The organism is Clostridium sp. OM05-5BH, from assembly GCF_003481505.1.
GTDB classification, from domain to species: domain Bacteria; phylum Bacillota; class Clostridia; order Lachnospirales; family Lachnospiraceae; genus Otoolea; species Otoolea fessa.
Map to the genome: position 1 here is coordinate 254,028 of NZ_QULJ01000002.1, position 19,894 is coordinate 273,921.

14 protein-coding genes and 1 other RNA gene are annotated in these 19,894 nt (G+C 47.9%); 10 read left to right on the forward strand and 5 right to left on the reverse strand.

All coding sequences use genetic code 11. The features are described 5' to 3' along the window. The first annotated feature begins 162 nt into the window (after window positions 1-162). The 5 genes from DXB70_RS03640 (at window position 163) to DXB70_RS03660 (ending at window position 5,996) form a co-directional block, all read left to right on the forward strand. On the forward strand, window positions 163-984 hold the full coding sequence (locus tag DXB70_RS03640; RefSeq protein ID WP_022359395.1) for a cell wall hydrolase: 822 nt from the start codon (window positions 163-165) through the stop codon (window positions 982-984). A gap of 299 nt (window positions 985-1,283) precedes the next feature. Further along, window positions 1,284-1,946 (forward strand): HAD family hydrolase, encoded by a 663-nt coding sequence (locus DXB70_RS03645; protein ID WP_118672667.1) that lies wholly within the window; start codon window positions 1,284-1,286, stop codon window positions 1,944-1,946. A 138-nt stretch (window positions 1,947-2,084) separates the two neighbouring features. Further along, window positions 2,085-2,265, forward strand: a non-coding RNA gene (ssrS, locus tag DXB70_RS03650) — 6S RNA. A 120-nt stretch (window positions 2,266-2,385) separates the two neighbouring features. Further along, the gene (locus tag DXB70_RS03655) at window positions 2,386-3,642 is read left to right on the forward strand and encodes an AI-2E family transporter (RefSeq protein ID WP_107000114.1); all 1,257 of its coding nucleotides are present in this window, start codon (window positions 2,386-2,388) and stop codon (window positions 3,640-3,642) included. 47 nt (window positions 3,643-3,689) lie between these two features. Continuing rightward, window positions 3,690-5,996, forward strand: coding sequence for a SpoIID/LytB domain-containing protein (locus DXB70_RS03660; protein WP_243099896.1), 2,307 nt, complete (start codon window positions 3,690-3,692; stop codon window positions 5,994-5,996). A 203-nt stretch (window positions 5,997-6,199) separates the two neighbouring features. Here the strand turns inward: DXB70_RS03660 and DXB70_RS03665 are convergent, their stop codons facing one another. After that, on the reverse strand, window positions 6,200-7,516 hold the full coding sequence (locus DXB70_RS03665) for a 6-phosphofructokinase (protein WP_118672668.1): 1,317 nt from the start codon (window positions 7,514-7,516) through the stop codon (window positions 6,200-6,202). 524 nt (window positions 7,517-8,040) lie between these two features. Further along, a complete protein-coding gene (locus DXB70_RS03670; protein ID WP_022358438.1) occupies window positions 8,041-8,493 on the reverse strand; it encodes an NUDIX hydrolase in 453 nt (150 codons plus the stop codon). 358 nt (window positions 8,494-8,851) lie between these two features. Between DXB70_RS03670 and DXB70_RS03675 the strand changes: the two genes are divergently transcribed. Then, the gene (locus DXB70_RS03675; protein ID WP_118672669.1) at window positions 8,852-10,393 is read left to right on the forward strand and encodes a carboxypeptidase M32; all 1,542 of its coding nucleotides are present in this window, start codon (window positions 8,852-8,854) and stop codon (window positions 10,391-10,393) included. Here the strand turns inward: DXB70_RS03675 and DXB70_RS03680 are convergent. Next, window positions 10,329-11,318 carry a site-specific integrase gene (locus tag DXB70_RS03680; RefSeq protein WP_118523497.1) on the reverse strand — a complete coding sequence of 330 codons (990 nt, stop codon included), beginning with the start codon at window positions 11,316-11,318 and terminating at the stop codon, window positions 10,329-10,331. The two genes, DXB70_RS03675 and DXB70_RS03680, sit on opposite strands and share 65 nt — an antisense overlap. Before the next feature lie 388 nt (window positions 11,319-11,706). Between DXB70_RS03680 and glmS the strand changes: the two genes are divergently transcribed. After that, a complete protein-coding gene (glmS, locus tag DXB70_RS03685) occupies window positions 11,707-13,548 on the forward strand; it encodes a glutamine--fructose-6-phosphate transaminase (isomerizing) (RefSeq protein WP_107000109.1) in 1,842 nt (613 codons plus the stop codon). 203 nt (window positions 13,549-13,751) lie between these two features. On the opposite strand, the gene DXB70_RS03690 is transcribed toward glmS, so the two are convergent. Continuing rightward, window positions 13,752-14,291: a DUF4364 family protein gene (locus DXB70_RS03690; RefSeq protein ID WP_118490586.1), complete on the reverse strand. Its 540-nt coding sequence runs from the start codon at window positions 14,289-14,291 to the stop codon at window positions 13,752-13,754. A gap of 87 nt (window positions 14,292-14,378) precedes the next feature. Next, window positions 14,379-15,533: an NADP-dependent malic enzyme gene (locus DXB70_RS03695; protein WP_118490588.1), complete on the reverse strand. Its 1,155-nt coding sequence runs from the start codon at window positions 15,531-15,533 to the stop codon at window positions 14,379-14,381. A 400-nt stretch (window positions 15,534-15,933) separates the two neighbouring features. Between DXB70_RS03695 and DXB70_RS03700 the strand changes: the two genes are divergently transcribed. From DXB70_RS03700 to argC, 3 genes are all read left to right on the forward strand, one after another. After that, window positions 15,934-17,184 carry an argininosuccinate synthase gene (locus tag DXB70_RS03700; protein WP_118672670.1) on the forward strand — a complete coding sequence of 417 codons (1,251 nt, stop codon included), beginning with the start codon at window positions 15,934-15,936 and terminating at the stop codon, window positions 17,182-17,184. A gap of 129 nt (window positions 17,185-17,313) precedes the next feature. Beyond that, window positions 17,314-18,705, forward strand: coding sequence for an argininosuccinate lyase (argH, locus tag DXB70_RS03705; protein ID WP_118672750.1), 1,392 nt, complete (start codon window positions 17,314-17,316; stop codon window positions 18,703-18,705). A 22-nt stretch (window positions 18,706-18,727) separates the two neighbouring features. Then, on the forward strand, window positions 18,728-19,666 hold the full coding sequence (argC, locus tag DXB70_RS03710; protein WP_118628701.1) for an N-acetyl-gamma-glutamyl-phosphate reductase: 939 nt from the start codon (window positions 18,728-18,730) through the stop codon (window positions 19,664-19,666). Window positions 19,667-19,894: the final 228 nt, after the last annotated feature.

The window sequence follows — 19,894 nt, forward strand, 5'->3', positions numbered from 1 at the left end:
CGCAGCATCGGCAAAATCCCGTTGCTGGGCACACGTGTGTGAACAGTAACGATCTGTCCTTAGCTGTCAGAAAAAATCAGACAGCCAAAGAAGATGCCGCAGATGTTAAATGGCAGTCAGACCGGTTTTGGGAGGACTGCACTGATAGAAAGAGGAGAGTGTATGCCAAGCATTGACACATTTCTTCAGACTGCTTATCAGTTTATAAAGGCATTATTTGTCCGTGTGACAAAAAGGATGTACCGGACCGCAGCCGTATTGATGACGGGGGCAGCGGTTGTGACGGTGATAGCATTTAATTCGGTCAGTTTTGGCGGCGTTGGCAAAAATGCAGCCTCGGCACATCGGGAATATCCGGATGATGTGGAACTGACAGAAATGCTGCAGTCAGAAGAAACGACAGAGACAGAGAGCTTATCAGAATTTACGATTCTCGCCTCCAACGAGGAAAGTCAGCATCTACTTGGACAGAGACTGGAGCAGGGGATTCAGGATGAACTTGCGAAGGAAGCTCTGGAAGTAGAGGTAATCGAACGAGAAGTACGAATGCAGACCCAGCAGGCGGCGCAGGAAGCAGAAGAACGGGAGCGCCGGGAACGCGCAGTCATCTCTTACAGCGATGAAGATTACAGTGTTCTGCAGAAAATTGTGCAGGCGGAGGCGGGTGTGTGCGACGACAGGGGAAAGATACTGGTTGCAAATGTAATCATCAACCGGGTGAAAAACAAGAAATTCCCGAACAGCGTTAAAGCCGTTGTGTACGAACCATCCCAGTTCTCACCGGTACTGGATGGAACGATCAACAGCTGTAAGGTAACGCAGCAGACAATTGACTGCGTCAACCGTGCACTGGAAGGCGAGGATTACTCGGGCGGCGCCCTGTACTTCATGAACCGCGGAATCTCTGCTTCCTCCAATGTACGCTGGTTCGATGGCAAGCTGACCTATGTCATGCAGCATGGTGGACATGAATTTTACAAATAAAGAGTGAAACACGTTACTGTTCACGGGTAGGCACTTTTGGAACCGAAAGTGCCGTAAGAAAACGTGGTGGCAGCAGAAATTTGCCGTATTTAAATGCGAAGCCACGGCAAATTCCGTTGCTGGGCACGTATGCGTGAACAGTAACTGAAACGCAGAAAAGAAAGATGGCTGGAGAAAAGTTGTCTTTCTTTTTTGCGTAAAATGTATTAGAATGGTCGTAAGCAATGAAAACGTAGTTTTTTCAAGCTGGTGTGCTGCGGAGTAATGCACCGCGGACTACAATAAGGAGAACGAACCATATGAACCATATCATACTATTTGACCTCGACGGAACCCTTACAGATCCGAAGGAAGGCATCACAAAGTCTGTCCAGCATGCGCTGCAGGCATACGGGATCGATGAGCCGGATCTGGATAAACTGTGTCCGTTCATCGGACCGCCGCTGTCGGACAGTTTTAAAGAATATTACGGATTCAGCGAAGCGCAGGCGCGCGAAGCGATTGACCATTTCCACGAATATTTTACGAAACAGGGAATGTTTGAAAACAAAGTCTATCCGGGAATCCGGGAGATGCTGGCACGTTTAAAGGATGCCGGTCTTACGCTGGCGGTGGCAACCTCGAAGCCGGAACCGTTTGCTATTCAGATTCTGGAGCATTTTGATCTGCTTTCCTACTTTACCCTGGTTGGCGGGGCGGATATGGAGGAGATCCGGGTCCGCAAAGGCGATGTGATTGCCTACACGCTGGACCGTCTGGGAACAACACCGGAGGAATCGAAGGTTATCATGGTGGGCGACCGGAAACACGATATTATCGGGGCGCATGAAAATCAGCTCCCATGTGCGGCAGTGCTGTATGGATATGGTTCCCGGGAAGAGTTTACGGAAAATGGGGCAGACTACCAGATTGAGACGGTGGAAGAGCTGGGAGATTTTCTGATGAAGTGGGGAGAAGTATAAAAGACAAAAAATAGCTTCTTAAAAGAGATAGAGAGATGGATAACCTGAACAGTAACAACCTGACCGCATTATCAGAAAATGGAACTTGAAAAAACATCCGACTTGCGGTATAATAGCCGTATCAAAAGAGAATATTTGTAATTCCTGGGATGCTCGACAACTCTTGCTTTTTTTGAACCTACATTTTGACTAACGGGATTCCGATATTTTTAGATGGATGTCAGGCCTCCTCTCGAGTGGAAGACAGAAATCTAAGTGAGGTTGCCCACCTAGCAGCGCTAGGCGTCAATATGGTAAGAGCCGGCATTTTGGGGTTACAAAGGATAAAAGCAGCGAGCAATCGCTGCTTTCTCTGTAAAAGAAAGTGTGTAAAGAAAATGTAACATTTTCCAGAAGCACATTGTAAAATCAGAAAAGAGGAACGGATAAGAACATAAGTATGGAAAAAAGAGATTTCAAAGAATACATTTATATGGGGATGACGGCAGTTTCGGTGATTGCGGTCTGCATACTGCTCTGGTTCAGCATCCAACACTGGGATGTGGTGTCGGCGGGCACCCGCAAGGTTGTGAAAATCCTTGCGCCGATTCTCTGCGGTGCGGTGCTGACGTATCTGACCGCCCCGGCATATAACTGGGTAGCAGGGATCGTGGAAAAGACCCTTGGCTCTGTCACTAAGAATTCCAAATACGTTCGTGGTGCAGCCCGGATGCTTGCGACGGCAGCCTGTCTGGGGCTGGTTATTGTGCTTGTGGTAGGGATGTTCCAGCTTATGATCCCGCAGCTGATCGAGAGTTTGATCGGCATTCAGGATTCATTTCCGCTGTATGTGCAGAATGTGTATGAATGGATTCAGCGTATTTTGAAAAATAATCCGGAGATCGAAAATATGGTTCTGAGCAGTTTTGAAAATAATCTGGCAGTTTTTCAGAACTGGGCGGAGAAATCGTTTACCAACATTGATATGCACCGGATTGGACAGATCGTGACAGGCCTTTCCAGCAGCGTGCTGGGTGTCCTGGAATTTATCAAAAACTGGCTGATCGGTCTGATCGTCATGGTGTATCTGCTAAATATCAAAGATACACTGGCAGCACAGGGAAAGAAGATTGTTTATGGCTGCCTGAATCTAAGACAGGCGAATCTGGTAATCGAGGAGCTCCGGTTTATCAATCAGATGTTCGGCGGCTTCATCATCGGCAAGCTGGTGGATTCCCTCATTATCGGTATTATCTGTTTCATCGGTGTGACGATCTTAAATATGCCGTTCCCGATGCTTTTGAGCGTCATTATCGGTGTGACGAATGTGATACCTTTTTTTGGACCGTTCATCGGTGCGATACCTGCAGCGTTCCTGGTATTCTTAGTCAGTCCGCTCCAGTGTGTGTATTTCCTCATCTGGATTCTGCTTCTGCAGCAGTTTGACGGCAATATTCTGGGACCGAAGATCCTGGGAAATTCGACAGGACTTTCGAGTTTTTGGGTACTGTTTTCGATTCTCTTCTTTGGCGGACTCTTTGGTTTCGTCGGCATGATTATCGCAGTACCGGCATTTGCGGTTATTTATGACTTGATCTCCCGCGCGGTGCACCGGTCGCTGCGGCTTCGGAAATTGCCGATGGAGACAGACGAATACCGGAAGTTAGACCACATTGATGAGAAAACAGGAACGTTTATGGAGTTAAATAAAAAGTGACTGTGAATGAGAAAGGACAGTTAAAAAATAAAGGCGGCTGGAGAAATATGGAAAAGAAAACAGGCAGATCGCGAAAGGCAGTACAGCCTCTGAAACCTAAAAAGCTGGTTTACTGGGCAGTGGCGATTCCGGCTTTTCTGGCACTCCTGCTCTTTGCAATTGTATTTTTGGATCACTCGGATAATGATATTTCACGCGCCATGGCATCGAAAGCTATGGCGTTATCATTTGCAGACCGGGACGACATCGTTGCGTCGCAGGGAGAACACGGAAGCCATTTTGGAACGCCGGATCAGGATGAATGGTATGCCAAATATATTGACTATATGATTGAGGAAGGCTATCTGGAGCCGGGAGACGAGAAGATAAGTAAAAGCTACGCGATGGGCGCACTGACCTATGGCGAAGCGGCATATGCGGCAGATCGCGTTTCAAAAGGGCTTTCGAGCGCCCTGAATGTATCTAAAAATAAATATAAAAAGGCAATGCCGAAGGAAGAATGGTGGCTGTTTTATGAGTCATTCTTAAAAAAGGCAGATTCGGAAAACGCGGTCAAAAAACAGAAGCTGGTGCTTTATGGAACACCGAAAAATGTGAAGGAAGCAGCGGCATGGACGGCATATACGGATCAGGGAACGATGAATTTTGAGGGCGTGTCGCTGGATGCCTGCATCGATCGGAAGATCGAGGTCTATGAGCGTGATGGTTCGATCATCACGCTGTGCGGCGTACAGTCTGAAAAAGTTACATATAAGAATGTCTGGATCGTTCCGGGAGAATCGGGTGGGATGGATGTGTATATTGGCACGATCGTCCGGACATTTCCAGAGGAAGAAAAGCTCAAGGATCGTACCGATGGCGTGCTGGCGGATGTCGAGCTGGATAAGGGCAAGATCCGCAAGCTGTCGCTCAAGGAAGATATGATCGAAGGAAAGGTACTTTCGGTCAAGGATGATACGATCGAGATTGACGGGTACGGAACGCTGAAACTGGACGATGATTTTAAAGTATATAAAACATATGGAGTCGTCAAGGAGCAGAAAAAGCGGGATGTGCTGGTCGGCTATGATCTGGGAAAATTTGTCGTGGCTGGCAAAAAGGTTTGCGCAGCACTCTTAAATCATGATTTTTCAGCGACGAACATCCGCGTGCTGATCATGAATGATGATTATTCCTCCTTGTTTCACACAAAAGTGGTACTCCAGTCGGACAGCACAATGCATGTGACCTGGGGCGAATCAGAGGAGACTTTGAGCCCGGGAACGAAATTGTCCGTGAGTCCTGGCGATGACCGTCTGAAAGAAGGGCGCATGACAATCACGCTGGAAGACCCGCAGAAGGAGATCCGCATCCTGAGTACCAAGCGGGCGCAGGGAACGCCGTCGTATTTCGGCAGCTTCGAGTTGAGCGAGGAGTCGGATGGGCTGCTTCTGATCAATGAGCTGGACGTCGAAGATTACCTGACACGCGTAGTGCCGAGCGAGATGCCATCTAATTATGAGCTGGAGGCGCTCAAGGCGCAGGCAGTTTGCGCACGGACGTATGCCTACCGGCAGATCAAGGCGAATGCATACAGCCGTTACGGCGCACACGTTGATGACAGCACGAACTATCAGGTGTACAATAATACAGAGAGCAGTGAGCGGACGAATCTGGCAGTCAAGGAGACGGACGGGAAGATTGTATATTACAACGATACCCCGGCGGAAACGTATTATTTTTCAACTTCCTGCGGATATTCTACCGATGGAACGATCTGGGGCGCCAGCAAAGACGAGGTTCCGTATCTGAAAGGGATCGGTTTGACGGAAAAGAAGAAGATTCCGGATTTGACGGACAACGACACATTTCTCAAGTTTATCCAGGGACAGGGTGAGCAGAATTATGATTCCTCGTTCCCGATGTACCGCTGGAAAACAACGATCACGAATAAGAAGCTGCAGCAGAAGGTAGATACCATCGGCGAGATTCAGGGTATTTTTGTGACTTCCCGCGGTACGGGTGGTATCGCCCAGACGGTGCAGATCGTCGGAAGCGAGGGAACTAAGACACTGAAAGGTCAGAGTCAGATCCGGAGTGTCCTCGGCTCGGAATCACTCGTTTATAAGAAAAATGACGGAACCGAACTGACAGGATGGAGTACGCTTCCGAGTGCCTTTTTCTCGGTGGATGAAACTGCCAGGGATGAGGAAAAAGACATCCGCACATTTACCATCTGGGGCGGAGGCTACGGTCACGGAGTCGGCATGAGCCAGAACGGCGCACAGGAGATGGCGCGCGAAGGCAAGAATTATGAAGAGATTCTGATGTTCTTTTATGATGGGGTTGAAATTCGGGATTGTGAGGAAGATTAGATTTAGAAGATGGCTGCGCTGAAAGGGCACGGTCAGGATTCCTCCCCAAATGATAAGAGTGTGTGATTGGGGTAAATTAGAAAAAATTCAGGTATTATGTATTATTAAGTAGAAAAGAGACGCATTCGTAAAATGAAAGAAGCGTCTCTTTTTCTGTTGCTTGTATGGATTTCAAGGATGAAGCAGTTATACTGCGTGACGGACTATTTGCGGTACAAATATTTTGGAAGTCCGTTTTCCATAATATGGGAAACGTCCCCTTGGATCAGCGGCTGCGAGTAAGCCAGGAAATCATCGCTGACATCGGTACCGTTTTTCGTGATCCACTCAGCAGGTACTTTCTTTTCCTGATTGCAGATCAGATTGACATCCTTGAGAACTGGATGAATTTTATATACAGTGTTACGATGTTTTACGCATGAAGCGGATGCTGCGCCTAAGTCCGCAGCGTTTGAAACGGCAGCAGCTGCATGAACAGGTTCAGAAGCAGCTGTATCAGTCTCACGCTCAAATGCGACCATCTGTCCAGTGTGACCGTCCAGGGCTGCCTGGACGCCGAAACGACCTGCCATTTTAGCCTCGTTTAAATCAGTACCGGAAACGGTGAGACCGGAGCAGCGCTGGTTGACGTTGAGCTCAACCGAGCGCACCTTGACGCCGAACTGGTTGCGGACATAATTTTCCAGAATTTTGCCGCATCCGGCTAACATTTTGTGACCGAAGGTGTCGACCTGGGCTTCGGTTGAATATTCGCAGATAAAACGACCACCGTGGTCGCGGATGCCCTCGGAGACGCAGACGATGACATTCGCTGTCTTTTCAAACGCTTTCTTTAAGTCGTCATTAAATTGTGCCAGCTCAAATGGAGCTTCCGGCAGATAGATTAAGAGCGGATTGTCACCGGATTCCTTGCGTGCTAAGGCAGAGGCAGCCGTCAGCCATCCGGCATGGCGTCCCATGATCTCAACGATGGTGACCGATTTCTGCTGATAGACAGAGGCGTCCAGCGCAATTTCACGGACGGATGCAGCGACATAGCGGGCAGCGCTGCCGTATCCCGGCGTGTGATCGGTCAGGACGAGATCGTTGTCGATCGTCTTGGGAATGCCGATAAAGCGGATCGGGCTTTTGATCTGCGCCGCATAGCGGGAAAGCTTGCTGACGGTGTCCATCGAGTCGTTGCCGCCGATGTAAAAGAAATAGCCGATGTCCAGCCGCTCCAGTTTTTCAAAGAGGACGCGGTAGAAGCTGTCGGAGAGGTTCTCAGGGAGTTTAAAACGGCAGGAACCCAGATACGCCGCCGGAGTCAGGCGAAGAAGTTCCAGATCGTCATCGGAGAGTGTTTCTGAAAGGTTCATATAAGAATCCGCGAGAAAGCCCTCGATTCCATTTATCATACCGTAGACGCAGCCAACCGCATCGCTGTGGCTCGCACCTTCGCAGATAACACCGTAAAGGCTCCCGTTGATAACCGCGGTCGGTCCGCCGGACTGTCCGACTAAGATGTTTTTCTTGTTCATAAGGTAAATCTCCTTTTTGTGAGGTAAGTACAAGGTTTATGATATAAAAAGTTTTAAATCAATATAAAAATGTACATAAAATGATTTGCTGGAGTTGTATTTTTCATAGAGGTAAAAATAAATTAAAAAGTACAACTCAAAACGTATCTATTGTAACGGAAAGAGAGGAAGAAAGCAAGGGAAAAAGGTATGTATGATAAATAATATGAAAACCGGATACTCGGAAGCAGATAAAAGGCGTATAAAAATTTGGAGATTGATGTATAGAATAACAGAAACGGGTCATACTGTTAGTATCACAAAAGAGAAATTTTTGAATACTTATCCTCCCCTTTTTAATACCCTGTTCGTTGGCTTTGTGCAGCGGACGGGGTGTTTTTTTGTTTCATAGGAAATTACCGAAAAGCCTTTTTTAACAGGAAAACCGCGAATTTTAACCCAGATTAGCTTGCAGAGAAATGGAAGCTGCCGCTCAATCATCTATTTTTGATAATGATTTTGCAACAGCCTCTTTGTTCTTGTGATTAAAAGTATTTCCGATTCCCCCACAAATTTGCCTTTTTCAGATCCAGATACTCATTGTAGGCTTTTTCCAGGATCTGTTTTTCGTTGGAAAATTTCAGAAGGTGGTAGGCTTCGTAAAATTTGTAGTAGCCGGAATCGACGAAGTATTCTTCGCGCTGCGGCTTGCTGTAGTAGCTGTCCGCCATCATCAGATACCAGTGCACGGTCTTTTCGATGGTATCCTGAGGGGTGTTGAAGGTGTACTGGCTTTTGCCAATGTACTTGATGATGGAGGCGGCGACGCCAGTCTCCTCATGAACCTCCCGGAGGGCGGTCTGCTTGAAGTCTTCGCCCGGTTCTACGGTTCCTTTGGGAAGAACCCAGCCTTCGTATTTGTTCCGGTAGTTTTTGTAAAGAACGAGTAATTTTCCCCGAAATATAACCACACCGCCGCAGCTCGTTGCTTCGATCATCTGCAATCCCTCCTGTCCTGGTGTGTGCATGGAAGTTGATTCGTGGCGTATATCCGTGTGCCGGGAACCAGCTTTATGCATATGATTTAAACTGGTTTTAGTATACCGCGTTTTGCATGATTATGCAAGATTGGAAAGTCACATAAGGCATCATGAGAAAATCCTGTTACAGTTTGTACAATGTGTGAACTGTAAAAAATCATAAGAAAGATATAAGAAACAGAAGAAAGAAAATCTGGTATGATGAAGATGGAAATGGCTCATATTACAAAAGAATGCAGGCATATGTGCAGCGGAACCTAAAAAATACACAGAATTTGGATGATAGAATTACGAAAAAAAGACAGGAGGCAGGAAAATGGCACAGACAGAACAGAAGAATCAGAATGTAAAAAAACAGTTTGAGGAGCTGCAGTCTCTTTTGGAGCGGGCGATGGCGCTTCAGACGTCGATGGTTTTGTTTGAGTGGGATGATGAGACGCTGGCGCCGAAGGGTGCAGCGGAGCATACCGCGCGGGTGATAGGTTCACTTTCGGAGCAGTATCAGGAGATTCTGGCGTCAATGCGTTTTAAGGAGCTGCTGGATGTCTGCCAGAAGGCAGAAAAAGAGAATGCGGGCGTATTTGATGAGGTGCAGTCGGCAATTCTCCGGGAAGCAGCCGAGGAGCAGGAGCGGCTTTCCTGCATTCCGCCGGAGGAATACCGTGCGTATGCAGAACTTACGGCGCGTGCGACGGGAATCTGGACGCGTGCGCGAGAGAAAAATGATTTTGCTTCATTTGCCCCTGTTTTGAAGGAGATTATTTCCTATCAGAAGAAATTTGCGGCGTACCGGGCAAAGCCGGGACAGAAGCTTTACGATGTGATGCTGGATACCTACGAAAAAGGTTTTAATATGGAGATGTTAGATCCATTTTTTGAGCTGATGAAAGGGAAAATTGTGCCGCTTTTGAAAGAATCGGCAGAGCGCTCGAAGATGGTTCCGGACGCCTTTTTATCCGCAGATTATCCGGAGGCGGCGCAGGCAGAGGCGGCGCGTTTCCTAGCAGAGTATGAGGGCTTTGATTTTGACCGGGGAGTACTGGCACTCAGCGCCCATCCGTTTACGACGAATCTGCACAATCATGATGTACGGATCACGACGCATTATCAGAAACGGATTGATTCTTCGATTTTTTCCGTGCTGCATGAGACGGGACATGCTATCTATGAATTTGGCATCCGGGATGACCTGACACAGACGCTGGTGGGGCAGGGAACTTCGATGGGAATGCATGAATGCCAGTCCCGTTTCTTTGAAAATATCGTGGGGCGCAGCCATGCATTCTGGAAACCGATTTATGGAAAAGTGGCGCAGATGTTTGGAAGCCCGCTGACGGAGACGAGTCTGGAGGATTTTCTGGCGGCGGTTAATAGAACCGTTCGGGGGCTGATCCGGACGGAAGCGGATGAGCTTTCTTATCCGCTGCATGTGCTGGTGCGCTATGAAATTGAGAAAATGCTGATTGAGGAGGATCTGGAGGTGGAGAAACTGCCGCAGATCTGGAATGATAAGTATGAAGAATACCTGGGAGTACGCCCGTCCACGGATCGGGAGGGCGTACTGCAGGATATTCACTGGTCACAGGGATCGATCGGCTATTTTCCGTCCTATGCATTAGGAAATGCCTTTGGCGCGCAGATTTATCACCAGATGAAGAAGGAATTGCCGGTAGAAAAACTACTGGAGGCTGGAAACCTGGGAGAAATCCGCGAATATCTGCGGAAAAATATTCACCAGTATGGCAAATTGAAGGACAGCCGTCAGATCCTGCGCGATATGACGGGGGAAGATTTTAATCCGTCATATTATGTGGCATATCTGGAAGAGAAGTATGGACGGCCGGAAAAAGAGCAGTAAGGCGGTCGATCTGTTCTTTCTTGAATTCCAGAGAGGAATGAAAATAGTATTCAAGCGTGACTTTCAAATCGGAGTGTCCCAGAATTTCGCTGAGCGTTTTGGGATCCATGCCATTTGTGATACAGCGGGTGGCAAACGTGTGCCGGATTGCATGAAAATTCAGATAGCGCAGTCCGGCTTGTGATAGAATGCGCTGGTAGTGATTCTGGAAGGTTCGCGGATCCATCGGGGAGCTGGCAGATTGTGACAGCAGAAAATAATCCGGGTGTTCCGGATGAGAATATGGCTGTAGGATCGGCAGAAGGAAAGCGGGCAGGGGAACCAAACGGTTGGAGGAGATGCTTTTGGGACCGGATAAAATGAGTTCTGATTTATGGGTTGTGTCAAGGCGCGTCAGGCGCTGCACCGTGTGTCGGACATGGAGATAGCGATCGGAAAAATGAATATTTTCCCAACGCAGGGCGCAGAGTTCTCCAACCCGCAGCCCTGTATAGAGTCCCAGATAGATGACGGCTTCGGAGACTCCTGTATGGGCAGTTAGATAGTGTTCGAGCTGTTCCTGTTCCTGAAGGGTAAAAACAGGTACTTCCGGGCGCTTTTTTGGAAGACGGGGCGGGAGATAGAGAATGCCGTTTGTCTGCCCGGTTTCATAGGAAAGACGCAGAATGGAGTTGACGAGCAGAAGAATACAGCGGATAGTTCCGTTCCCAAGCGGATGCAGGGAATCCGGGGATAAAAGGGAATTGCGGAATGTCTGAAGCATAGGCAGATCGACCTTTGAAAGCTGGATGGATCTAAAATAAGGGGAGATATAACGGTCTGCCAGATGCCGGTATTTCACATAGGTAGACAGGGCTCGCGCCTGTTTCTGCTTTTCCAGCCAGATGGAAAGAAGATCGTTAAAGTACATTGTTTCGTTTTTCATGATGAAACCTCCTGTATAAAAAATAGTTGTCGTGGACAATCGTTATTTTACAGGCAGATATGCAGAAGAAATATGTGACTGCTTATAGCGGAGGGTTTTAAAATGAGATGTGTCTATATGATGACTGACGAAAATATTACAGCAAATGCTGACAAGAAGATTCTTTTTTGGTATAATGAGACAGAATATGTACATGACTGAGAAGAAAGTCTATATCGAAGGTGCCGGTCAGGCGCTATTTAGGGATAAACGACATATTTTATAGAAGATTCTATTTTGAAGAATCAATAGATTTATCATATTCTTGAGATAGAGATACGAAGGCGGGAGTGTCTGAGGCGGTATGATGGCAGCGGCTCGCCTGGTTGGAAAAAGGAGGAATAATTGTATGTGTGGTATCGTAGGATATACAGGAGACCAGCAGGCGGCTCCGATCTTATTAGCGGGTCTGGAGAAGCTTGAATATCGTGGATACGATTCAGCAGGTCTGGCAGTCAGAGACGGAGAACGTGTACCGGAGGTTGTAAAGGCGAAGGGACGTCTGCGCGCGCTGGCAGAGAAAACAGACAATGGACGCGCAATGCGGGGCAACTGCGGTATCGGTCATACCCGCTGGGCGACACACGGGGAGCCGTCTGAGAACAATGCACATCCGCACTGCACGGATGACCGCAGCGTGGTAGCGGTTCACAATGGTATTATCGAAAACTATCAGGAAATTCGCGAAAAACTGATTAAAAATGGATATACGTTTTATTCAGATACTGATACAGAGGTGGCTGTAAAGCTGATCGATCATTATTATAAGAAATACAACGAGGGACCGCTCGATGCGATGGCGCGTGCGATGATGCGTATCCGTGGCACGTATGCACTGGCGGTTATGTTTAAGGATTATCCGGAGGAGATCTTTGTAGCCCGTCAGGATAACCCGATGATCATCGGAGTAGGCGAGGGTGAATCCTTTATCGCGTCGGATGTTCCGCCCCTGCTTCCATATACCCGCAAGGTATACTATATCGGCAATCAGGAATTGGGACGCTTACATAAGGGAGAGGTTACTTTCTATAATATTGATCAGGAAGAGATTCAGAAAGAACTTGTGACGATTGAGTGGGATGCAGAAGCTGCTGAAAAGGGAGGTTATGAGCATTTCATGATTAAGGAGATCCATGAACAGCCGCGTGCGGTTCGGGATACATTAAATTCAGTCATTCGCGATGGTCATATTGACCTGACCGAGGCGGGACTTTCCGATGATGTCATTCGTTCGTTAAAGCGTATTTATATCGTAGCGTGTGGTTCTGCTTACCATGCAGGCGTGGCAGCGCAGTATGTGATCGAAGATCTGGCGCGTATTCCGGTCCGCGTCGAGCTGGCTTCCGAGTTCCGTTACCGGAACCCGATTCTGGAAGAGAACAGTCTGGTTATCATCATCAGCCAGTCGGGCGAGACAGCCGACAGCCTGGCAGCCCTGCGTCTGGCAAAGAGCCAGGGCGTTCCTACGATGGCGATTGTCAATGTAGTAGGTTCCACGATTGCGCGTGAGGCAGATCATATTTTCTACACATTGGCAGGTCCGGAGATTGCGGTGGCGACCACCAAGGCATATAGCACACAGCTGGTTGCCGGATATCTTCTGGGCGTGCAGTTTGCCCATGTGCGCGGTACGATCACAGAAGAAAAATATGAAGAACTCCTTGCAGCCCTGCAGGAACTGCCGGATCAGATCGCGAAGCTGCTCGAAGATGACAAAGAACGCATCCAGTGGTTCGCAGCGAAATATGCCAATGCAAAAGACGTGTTCTTCATCGGCCGCGGCATCGACTACGCAGTCAGCATGGAAGGCAGCCTGAAATTAAAAGAGATCAGCTACATCCATTCCGAAGCGTATGCAGCCGGAGAATTAAAACACGGAACCATCAGCCTGATTGAGGATGGTATCCTCGTAGTCAGCATCCTGACCCAGGAAGCCCTGTATGAGAAGATGATCAGCAACATGGTAGAAGTAAAATGCCGCGGCGCCTACCTCATGGGACTCACAACTGCAGGCAACTACAATATTGAAGACACCGTCGATTTCGCAGTCTATATACCGAAGACTGACGAGCACTTCACACCGAGCTTAGCGGTTGTGCCGCTGCAGCTGCTGGGATATTATGTAAGTGTATCGAAGGGACTGGATGTAGATAAGCCTAGAAACCTGGCGAAGAGTGTTACGGTAGAGTAATAGAGCTTTTTATGGTGTTGTTATAGATCTAGAAAAAGTAATATAAATGGAAAGAAAAGACAAGGTTTGCAAAAAGGCATAAAATGTCAGACGCAGACCTTGTTTTTTGCTTGAAACTAAACAGAAAAAGAGAGTCCTCCGTGTGATTTTGCAATCACGCGGAGGACTCTCTTTTTCGTCTCGTATGCGATTTTTTATCGTCTTTATTTTTTCTCCACCCCATGCTCACTCATCAAAGATTTCATCACATAAGCATAAATCTCTTGGCTTCGATCCTTCCAGTGATTGCACATGATTTCCGCCTGCTCCTTATCCGGAACGGAGATATCGAGATTGACAAGAACGGCTTTTCCTTCCCGCACCTCGCAGTGAACGATGTAGTCCTGATTGGTCGATTTATAGAAATCGGAGATCAGTCCTACCTCGTTTCGCATGCGGAAGCGGTTCTGTTTCAGGTATTCATCCATGTCGCTGACGATGGCAGGAGAGATGTTTTTGCCGAAAAATTCCAGCGTTTCCTCGCCCTCCTTAGTGATCTCATAGCGGGAGCTGTTCCGCATCGTCTCCTTTTTTACCAGACCTGCATCCAGAAGCTCGTTCAAGGCCTTCTGGAGTGTGAAATACGTGGTGTACTCACGATCCAGGAAAAAATTGGAGAGCTGCGCGTTGGTCAGCGGAAAATTGACCTGGTGCAGCATATAGAGATTCATCAGTTTGTAAAGTGTCATCGGTTCAGCCAGCATGGAAAAACTCCTTTATTATTATTTCGTAACTGTGCAAATTTTGTGCGGTTCTTACGGTAAATGCGAGAATCGCTTGAATTGTTACGTTTATTTCTTAATGTGTTCCTTCACAGCCTTGGAAACAGCGTCAGCTACACGCGGATCAAATGCTGCCGGAAGAATGTTCTCGTCGCTCAATTCGCTGTCATCAACCAGAGCAGCAATTGCGTTGGCAGCAGCCAGTTTCATTTCTTCGGTGATAGCGGTTGCGCGTCCTTCCAGAGCGCCGCGGAAGATGCCTGGGAAGATGAGAACGTTGTTGACCTGGTTCGGGAAATCGGAACGTCCGGTTCCTACGACTCTTGCACCAGCAGCTTTTGCCAGATCCGGCATGATCTCCGGTACCGGGTTTGCCATTGCGAAGAGAATGGAATCCTTATTCATGGAAGCAACCATCTCCTGGGAAACGATGCCCGGAGCAGACACGCCTACGAAGATGTCAGCGCCTTTTAATGCATCGGCAAGTGTGCCCGTCTTGTGCTCTAAGTTGGTAACTTCGACCATCTTTTCCTGCATCCAGTTAAGCCCTTCCATGCCCTTGCAGAGCATACCGGTCTTATCACACATGGTGATATGCGGGAATCCGTAGTTTAAGAGCAGTTTGGTAATGGCAACGCCTGCGCTTCCGGCGCCGTTGACAACGACGCGGCAGTCTTCCTTCTTCTTGCCGGTTACTTTCAGGGCGTTGATGATGCCTGCCAGTACGACGATGGCGGTTCCGTGCTGATCATCGTGGAAAACCGGAATGTTTAACAGTTTCTTTAAACGTTCCTCGATCTCAAAGCAGCGCGGTGCGGAGATGTCCTCCAGGTTGATACCGCCGAATGCCGGGGCAATGCGGACAACTGTCTCGATGATCTCCTCGGTGTCCTGTGTGTCGAGGCAGATCGGGAATGCATTGATGCCGCCGAACTCTTTAAACAGAACGGCTTTTCCTTCCATAACCGGCATAGCTGCTAACGGTCCGATATTGCCAAGTCCCAGAACGGCGCTTCCGTCGGAGACAACGGCTACAGTGTTGGACTTGATGGTGTAGCGGTATGCAGCTTCCGGATCTTTGGCAATTACCTTACATGGTTCTGCAACGCCCGGTGTGTATGCCAGAGCCAGATCCTCTCTGGTTTTTACCTGTACTTTGGAGACGGTATCGAGCTTGCCGTTCCATTTTTCATGAAGTTCGAGTGCTTTTTCATTGATCGTCATGGTTTTTATCCTTTCGAATGCTTTCATTTTATTCTTACATTATAATAGCAATTTTGACATTTTAAATCAAGATGCATATTTTAGAATGCAGGAAGGGCAGTACCATGTTACTGTACACACACAGTACCACTTATTTATAATACTTATACCTATCATGTAGCATAGCATATAAATGAAGTCCGTAAATGTTATTTTTATGCATAAAACACATGAAAAATGCATAAAACACGTTTTTATACAAAAATTATTCATAAAAATGCAAAAAAAGTATTGCATAATTAGGATCAAGGAGGTATAATCTGGGTAATTTCACGTGAGGCATATAAATCTGCCGGTCTTAGTTGACTGGATGGACAAAGAAAAAAGCATCACGCAGGCAAATGATTGGAGGAAATAAAAAATGGCTAAGAAATATAATAAAATTGTTCTTGCATATTCAGGCGGTCTGGACACATCGGTTTTAATCCCGTGGCTGAAAGAAAACTATGGCTGTGAGGTTATCGCAGTTTCCGCTGACGTAGGTCAGGGTGCGGAGCTGGATGGTCTGGAAGAGAAGGCATTAAAGACAGGTGCTTCCAAGCTGTACATCGAGGATCTGAAGAAAGAGTTCGTAGATGAGTACATCATCCCGACCATGAAGGCTGGCGCTACTTATGAGCATTACCTGTTAGGTACTTCCTTCGCTCGTCCGATTATCGCTAAGAGAATCGTTGAAATTGCGAAGAAAGAGGGCGCAGACGCTATCTGCCACGGCTGTACCGGTAAAGGAAACGATCAGGTTCGTTTCGAACTGGCTATCAAGGCATTTGCTCCGCAGATGGATGTTATTGCTCCGTGGCGTTTCTGGGAACTGAATTCCCGTGAAAAAGAGATCGAGTACGCAGAGGCTCACAACATTCCGTTAAAGATTACGAAAGAGACCAACTACTCCAAGGATAAGAACCTGTGGCATCTGTCCCATGAGGGTCTGGATCTGGAGGATCCGGCAAACGAGGCTCCGATCAACAAACCTGGATTCCTTGAGTTAGGCGTATCTCCGGAGAATGCACCGGATAAAGCTACTTATGTAACCATCCACTTCGAGAAAGGTGTTCCGACCAGTGTAAACGGCGAGGAGATGGATGCAGAGAAGGTAATCGAGGTTCTGAACAAGGTAGGCGGTGAGAACGGCTGCGGACTTCTGGATATTGTAGAGAACCGTCTGGTTGGCATGAAGAGCCGTGGTGTATATGAGACTCCTGGTGGAGCTATCCTTTACAAAGCTCATGAGAAACTGGAAGAAATCACTCTGGACAAAGAGACACAGCACTACAAACAGCAGCTGGCTCTCAAGTTCGCTGAGTTAGTATACAACGGTCAGTGGTACACACCGCTTCGCAAGGCGATGAGCGCATTTGTTGATTCCACACAGGAGACCGTAACCGGTGATGTAAAACTGAAACTCTACAAGGGCAACATTATTCCGGCATCTGTTACATCCCCGTACAGCCTGTATTCCGCAGGTATGGCTACCTTCGATGAGGATGACTGCTACGATCAGGCAGATTCCGCTGGATTCATCAACCTGTTTGGACTTCCGATCAAGGTTCGCGCCCTGAACGACGAAGTTCTGGCAGCAAAGACCGGCGAGCATTTTCCAGGCGTAGAGTAATTTAGGAAAATAATAAATAATCTGCAGGCGACAAGCCCGCAGCCGATGGTGACCATTGGTTTTCCGGTATCTGCCGGTTCCAATGGTCGCATTGGTTCTAAATCAGAGAATAAAAAGGAGTTTACACTTATGGCAAAGTTATGGGCAGGACGATTCGGAAAAGAGACGGATCTGGAGGTGAATGATTTTAACTCATCGATTTCCTTTGACTGTCGTCTTTATAAGGAAGATATCACAGGCTCCATGGCCCATGCGGCTATGCTGGGCAAGCAGGGCATCATTGCGAAGGAAGAATCAGACAAGATTATCGAAGGACTGAAAGGTATCTTAGCGGATATCGAGGCAGGCAAGATTCATTTCTCACAGGATTATGAGGATATTCATATGAATGTAGAGCGGATTCTGACCGAGCGCATCGGCGATGCCGGAAAACGTCTTCATACGGCGAGATCCAGAAATGATCAGGTTGCACTGGATATGCGTCTTTACGTGAAGAAAGAGATCGTGGCAATCAAGAAAGAAATCATCGATTTCATGGAAGCACTCTGTGAGAGCGCGAAAAATAATCTGGAGACTGTTATGCCGGGGTATACGCACCTGCAGCGGGCACAGCCGGTTACATTTGGACATTATATGATGGCATACGCCAATATGATGCGCCGCGATGTGATCCGTCTGGAAAACTGCTTAGAGGGCATGGATGATATGCCGCTCGGCTCAGGCGCACTGGCTTCCACCACATATCCGATTGACCGTGATTTTGTACGCCAGCAGCTTGGTTTTGCCAGAGTGACCAACAACTCCCTGGATGGTGTTTCTGACCGCGATTACTGCGTGGAGCTGACAGCCGCTTTATCCATCCTGATGATGCATCTGTCCCGTTTCTCTGAGGAAATTATTTCCTGGTGCTCCTGGGAGTTCAAGTTTGTAGAGCTGGATGATGCATTCTCCACCGGTTCTTCCATTATGCCCCAGAAGAAAAATCCGGATGTATGCGAGCTGGTCCGCGGCAAGACAGGACGTGTCTACGGCGATTTATTTACTCTTCTTACAATGTTAAAGGGCATTCCGCTGGCATACAACAAAGATATGCAGGAAGACAAAGAGGCTGTCTTTGATGCGATTGACACCGTAAAACAGTGCCTGCGCGTGCTGACTCCAATGTTCTCCACGATGCAGATCCTGAAAGACAATATGAAGAAAGCGGCTCTGAAAGGCTTCATCAACGCAACGGACTGTGCAGATTACCTGACCAAGAAGGGAATGCCGTTCCGTGATGCATACAAGACAGTCGGACAGCTGGTTGCACAGTGTGTACGTGAGGACAAGTCTTTAGCCGATCTGACTCTGGAAGAGTACAAGACGCATTCGGATGCCTTTGAGAATGACGTATATGAAGCGATAGACTTAAAGACCTGTGTACGTGGACGTAAGGTGATTGGTGGACCGGCTCCGGAGGAAGTAACCCGTCAGATTTTGGTGATTGAGAAGTTTGTAAGCGAACACAAGGTTCAGGAGTAGGACAGGAAACGGGGGACGAACAATGGCGAAACCGAAGATTTATATAGACGGAAAAGAAGGAACAACCGGACTGCAGATTTATGATCGTCTGGCCGGGAGAGAGGATATCGAACTGCTTCTGATTGATGAAGAAAAGCGGAAAGACAGTGAAGAACGGCGGAAACTGATTCACGCAGCAGATATTGTATTCTTGTGTCTGCCGGATATGGCGGCGATCGATGCGGTTGCGCTGGCAGAAGGTTCCAAGGCACGTATCATCGATGCCTCTACCGCACACCGGACGGCAGCCGGATGGACGTATGGTATGGCAGAGCTTTCGAATGCACATCGCGAGGCAATTCAGAAATCGAACCGCGTAGCGAATCCAGGCTGTCATGCGACCGGATTTATCACTTCAACGTATCCGCTGGTTGCACAGGGCGTGATTCCGAAGAATTATCCGATGACGGTATTTTCGCTGACTGGCTATTCGGGCGGCGGCAAAAAGATGATTGCCGAGTATGAATCCCCAGAGAAGCCGCAGAGTTATTTTGCACCCCGTATCTATGGCCTGACTCTGAAACATAAACATCTGCCGGAAATGCAGAAAATCTGCGGACTGGACTTCCCGCCGGTATTCAGTCCGATCGTGGATGACTACTATAAAGGAATGGCAGTCACGATTCAGCTTCAGAACCGCCTGCTTCCGGGGAAGCCGACCGCGGAAGATATCTACGAGAAGCTGGCTGGCTGGTATGACGGACAGAAGCTCATTAAGGTACATCCGTTTGGATATGACGGTATGATCGCGGCGGCAGATATGGCAGGCCGAGACAGTCTGGAGCTGATTGTCAATGGTCACGGGGAACAGACCATGGTGACGGCGCTCTTTGATAATCTTGGAAAGGGTGCTTCAGGCGCAGCCGTTCAGAACATGAACCTGATGCTCGGATTTGAGGAGACAACTGGACTGGCACTATAGAGGGGTTGAGAGATAAAATCATAAAATAGCTGCGGGGGACTATAGAGACGAAGTTATATAAAAATGTACTCTCGGAGTCTTTCTGCACTTGCTTTTGTGGCTGATTTTCCGCCAGCTGCACCCGAATTTCATCAACGTACGCACCGCGTACGCCTCAGAAATTTGGGCACAACTGACAAAAAAACATCTCACAAAATCAAGCACAGAAAGATTCCGAGAGTACATTAA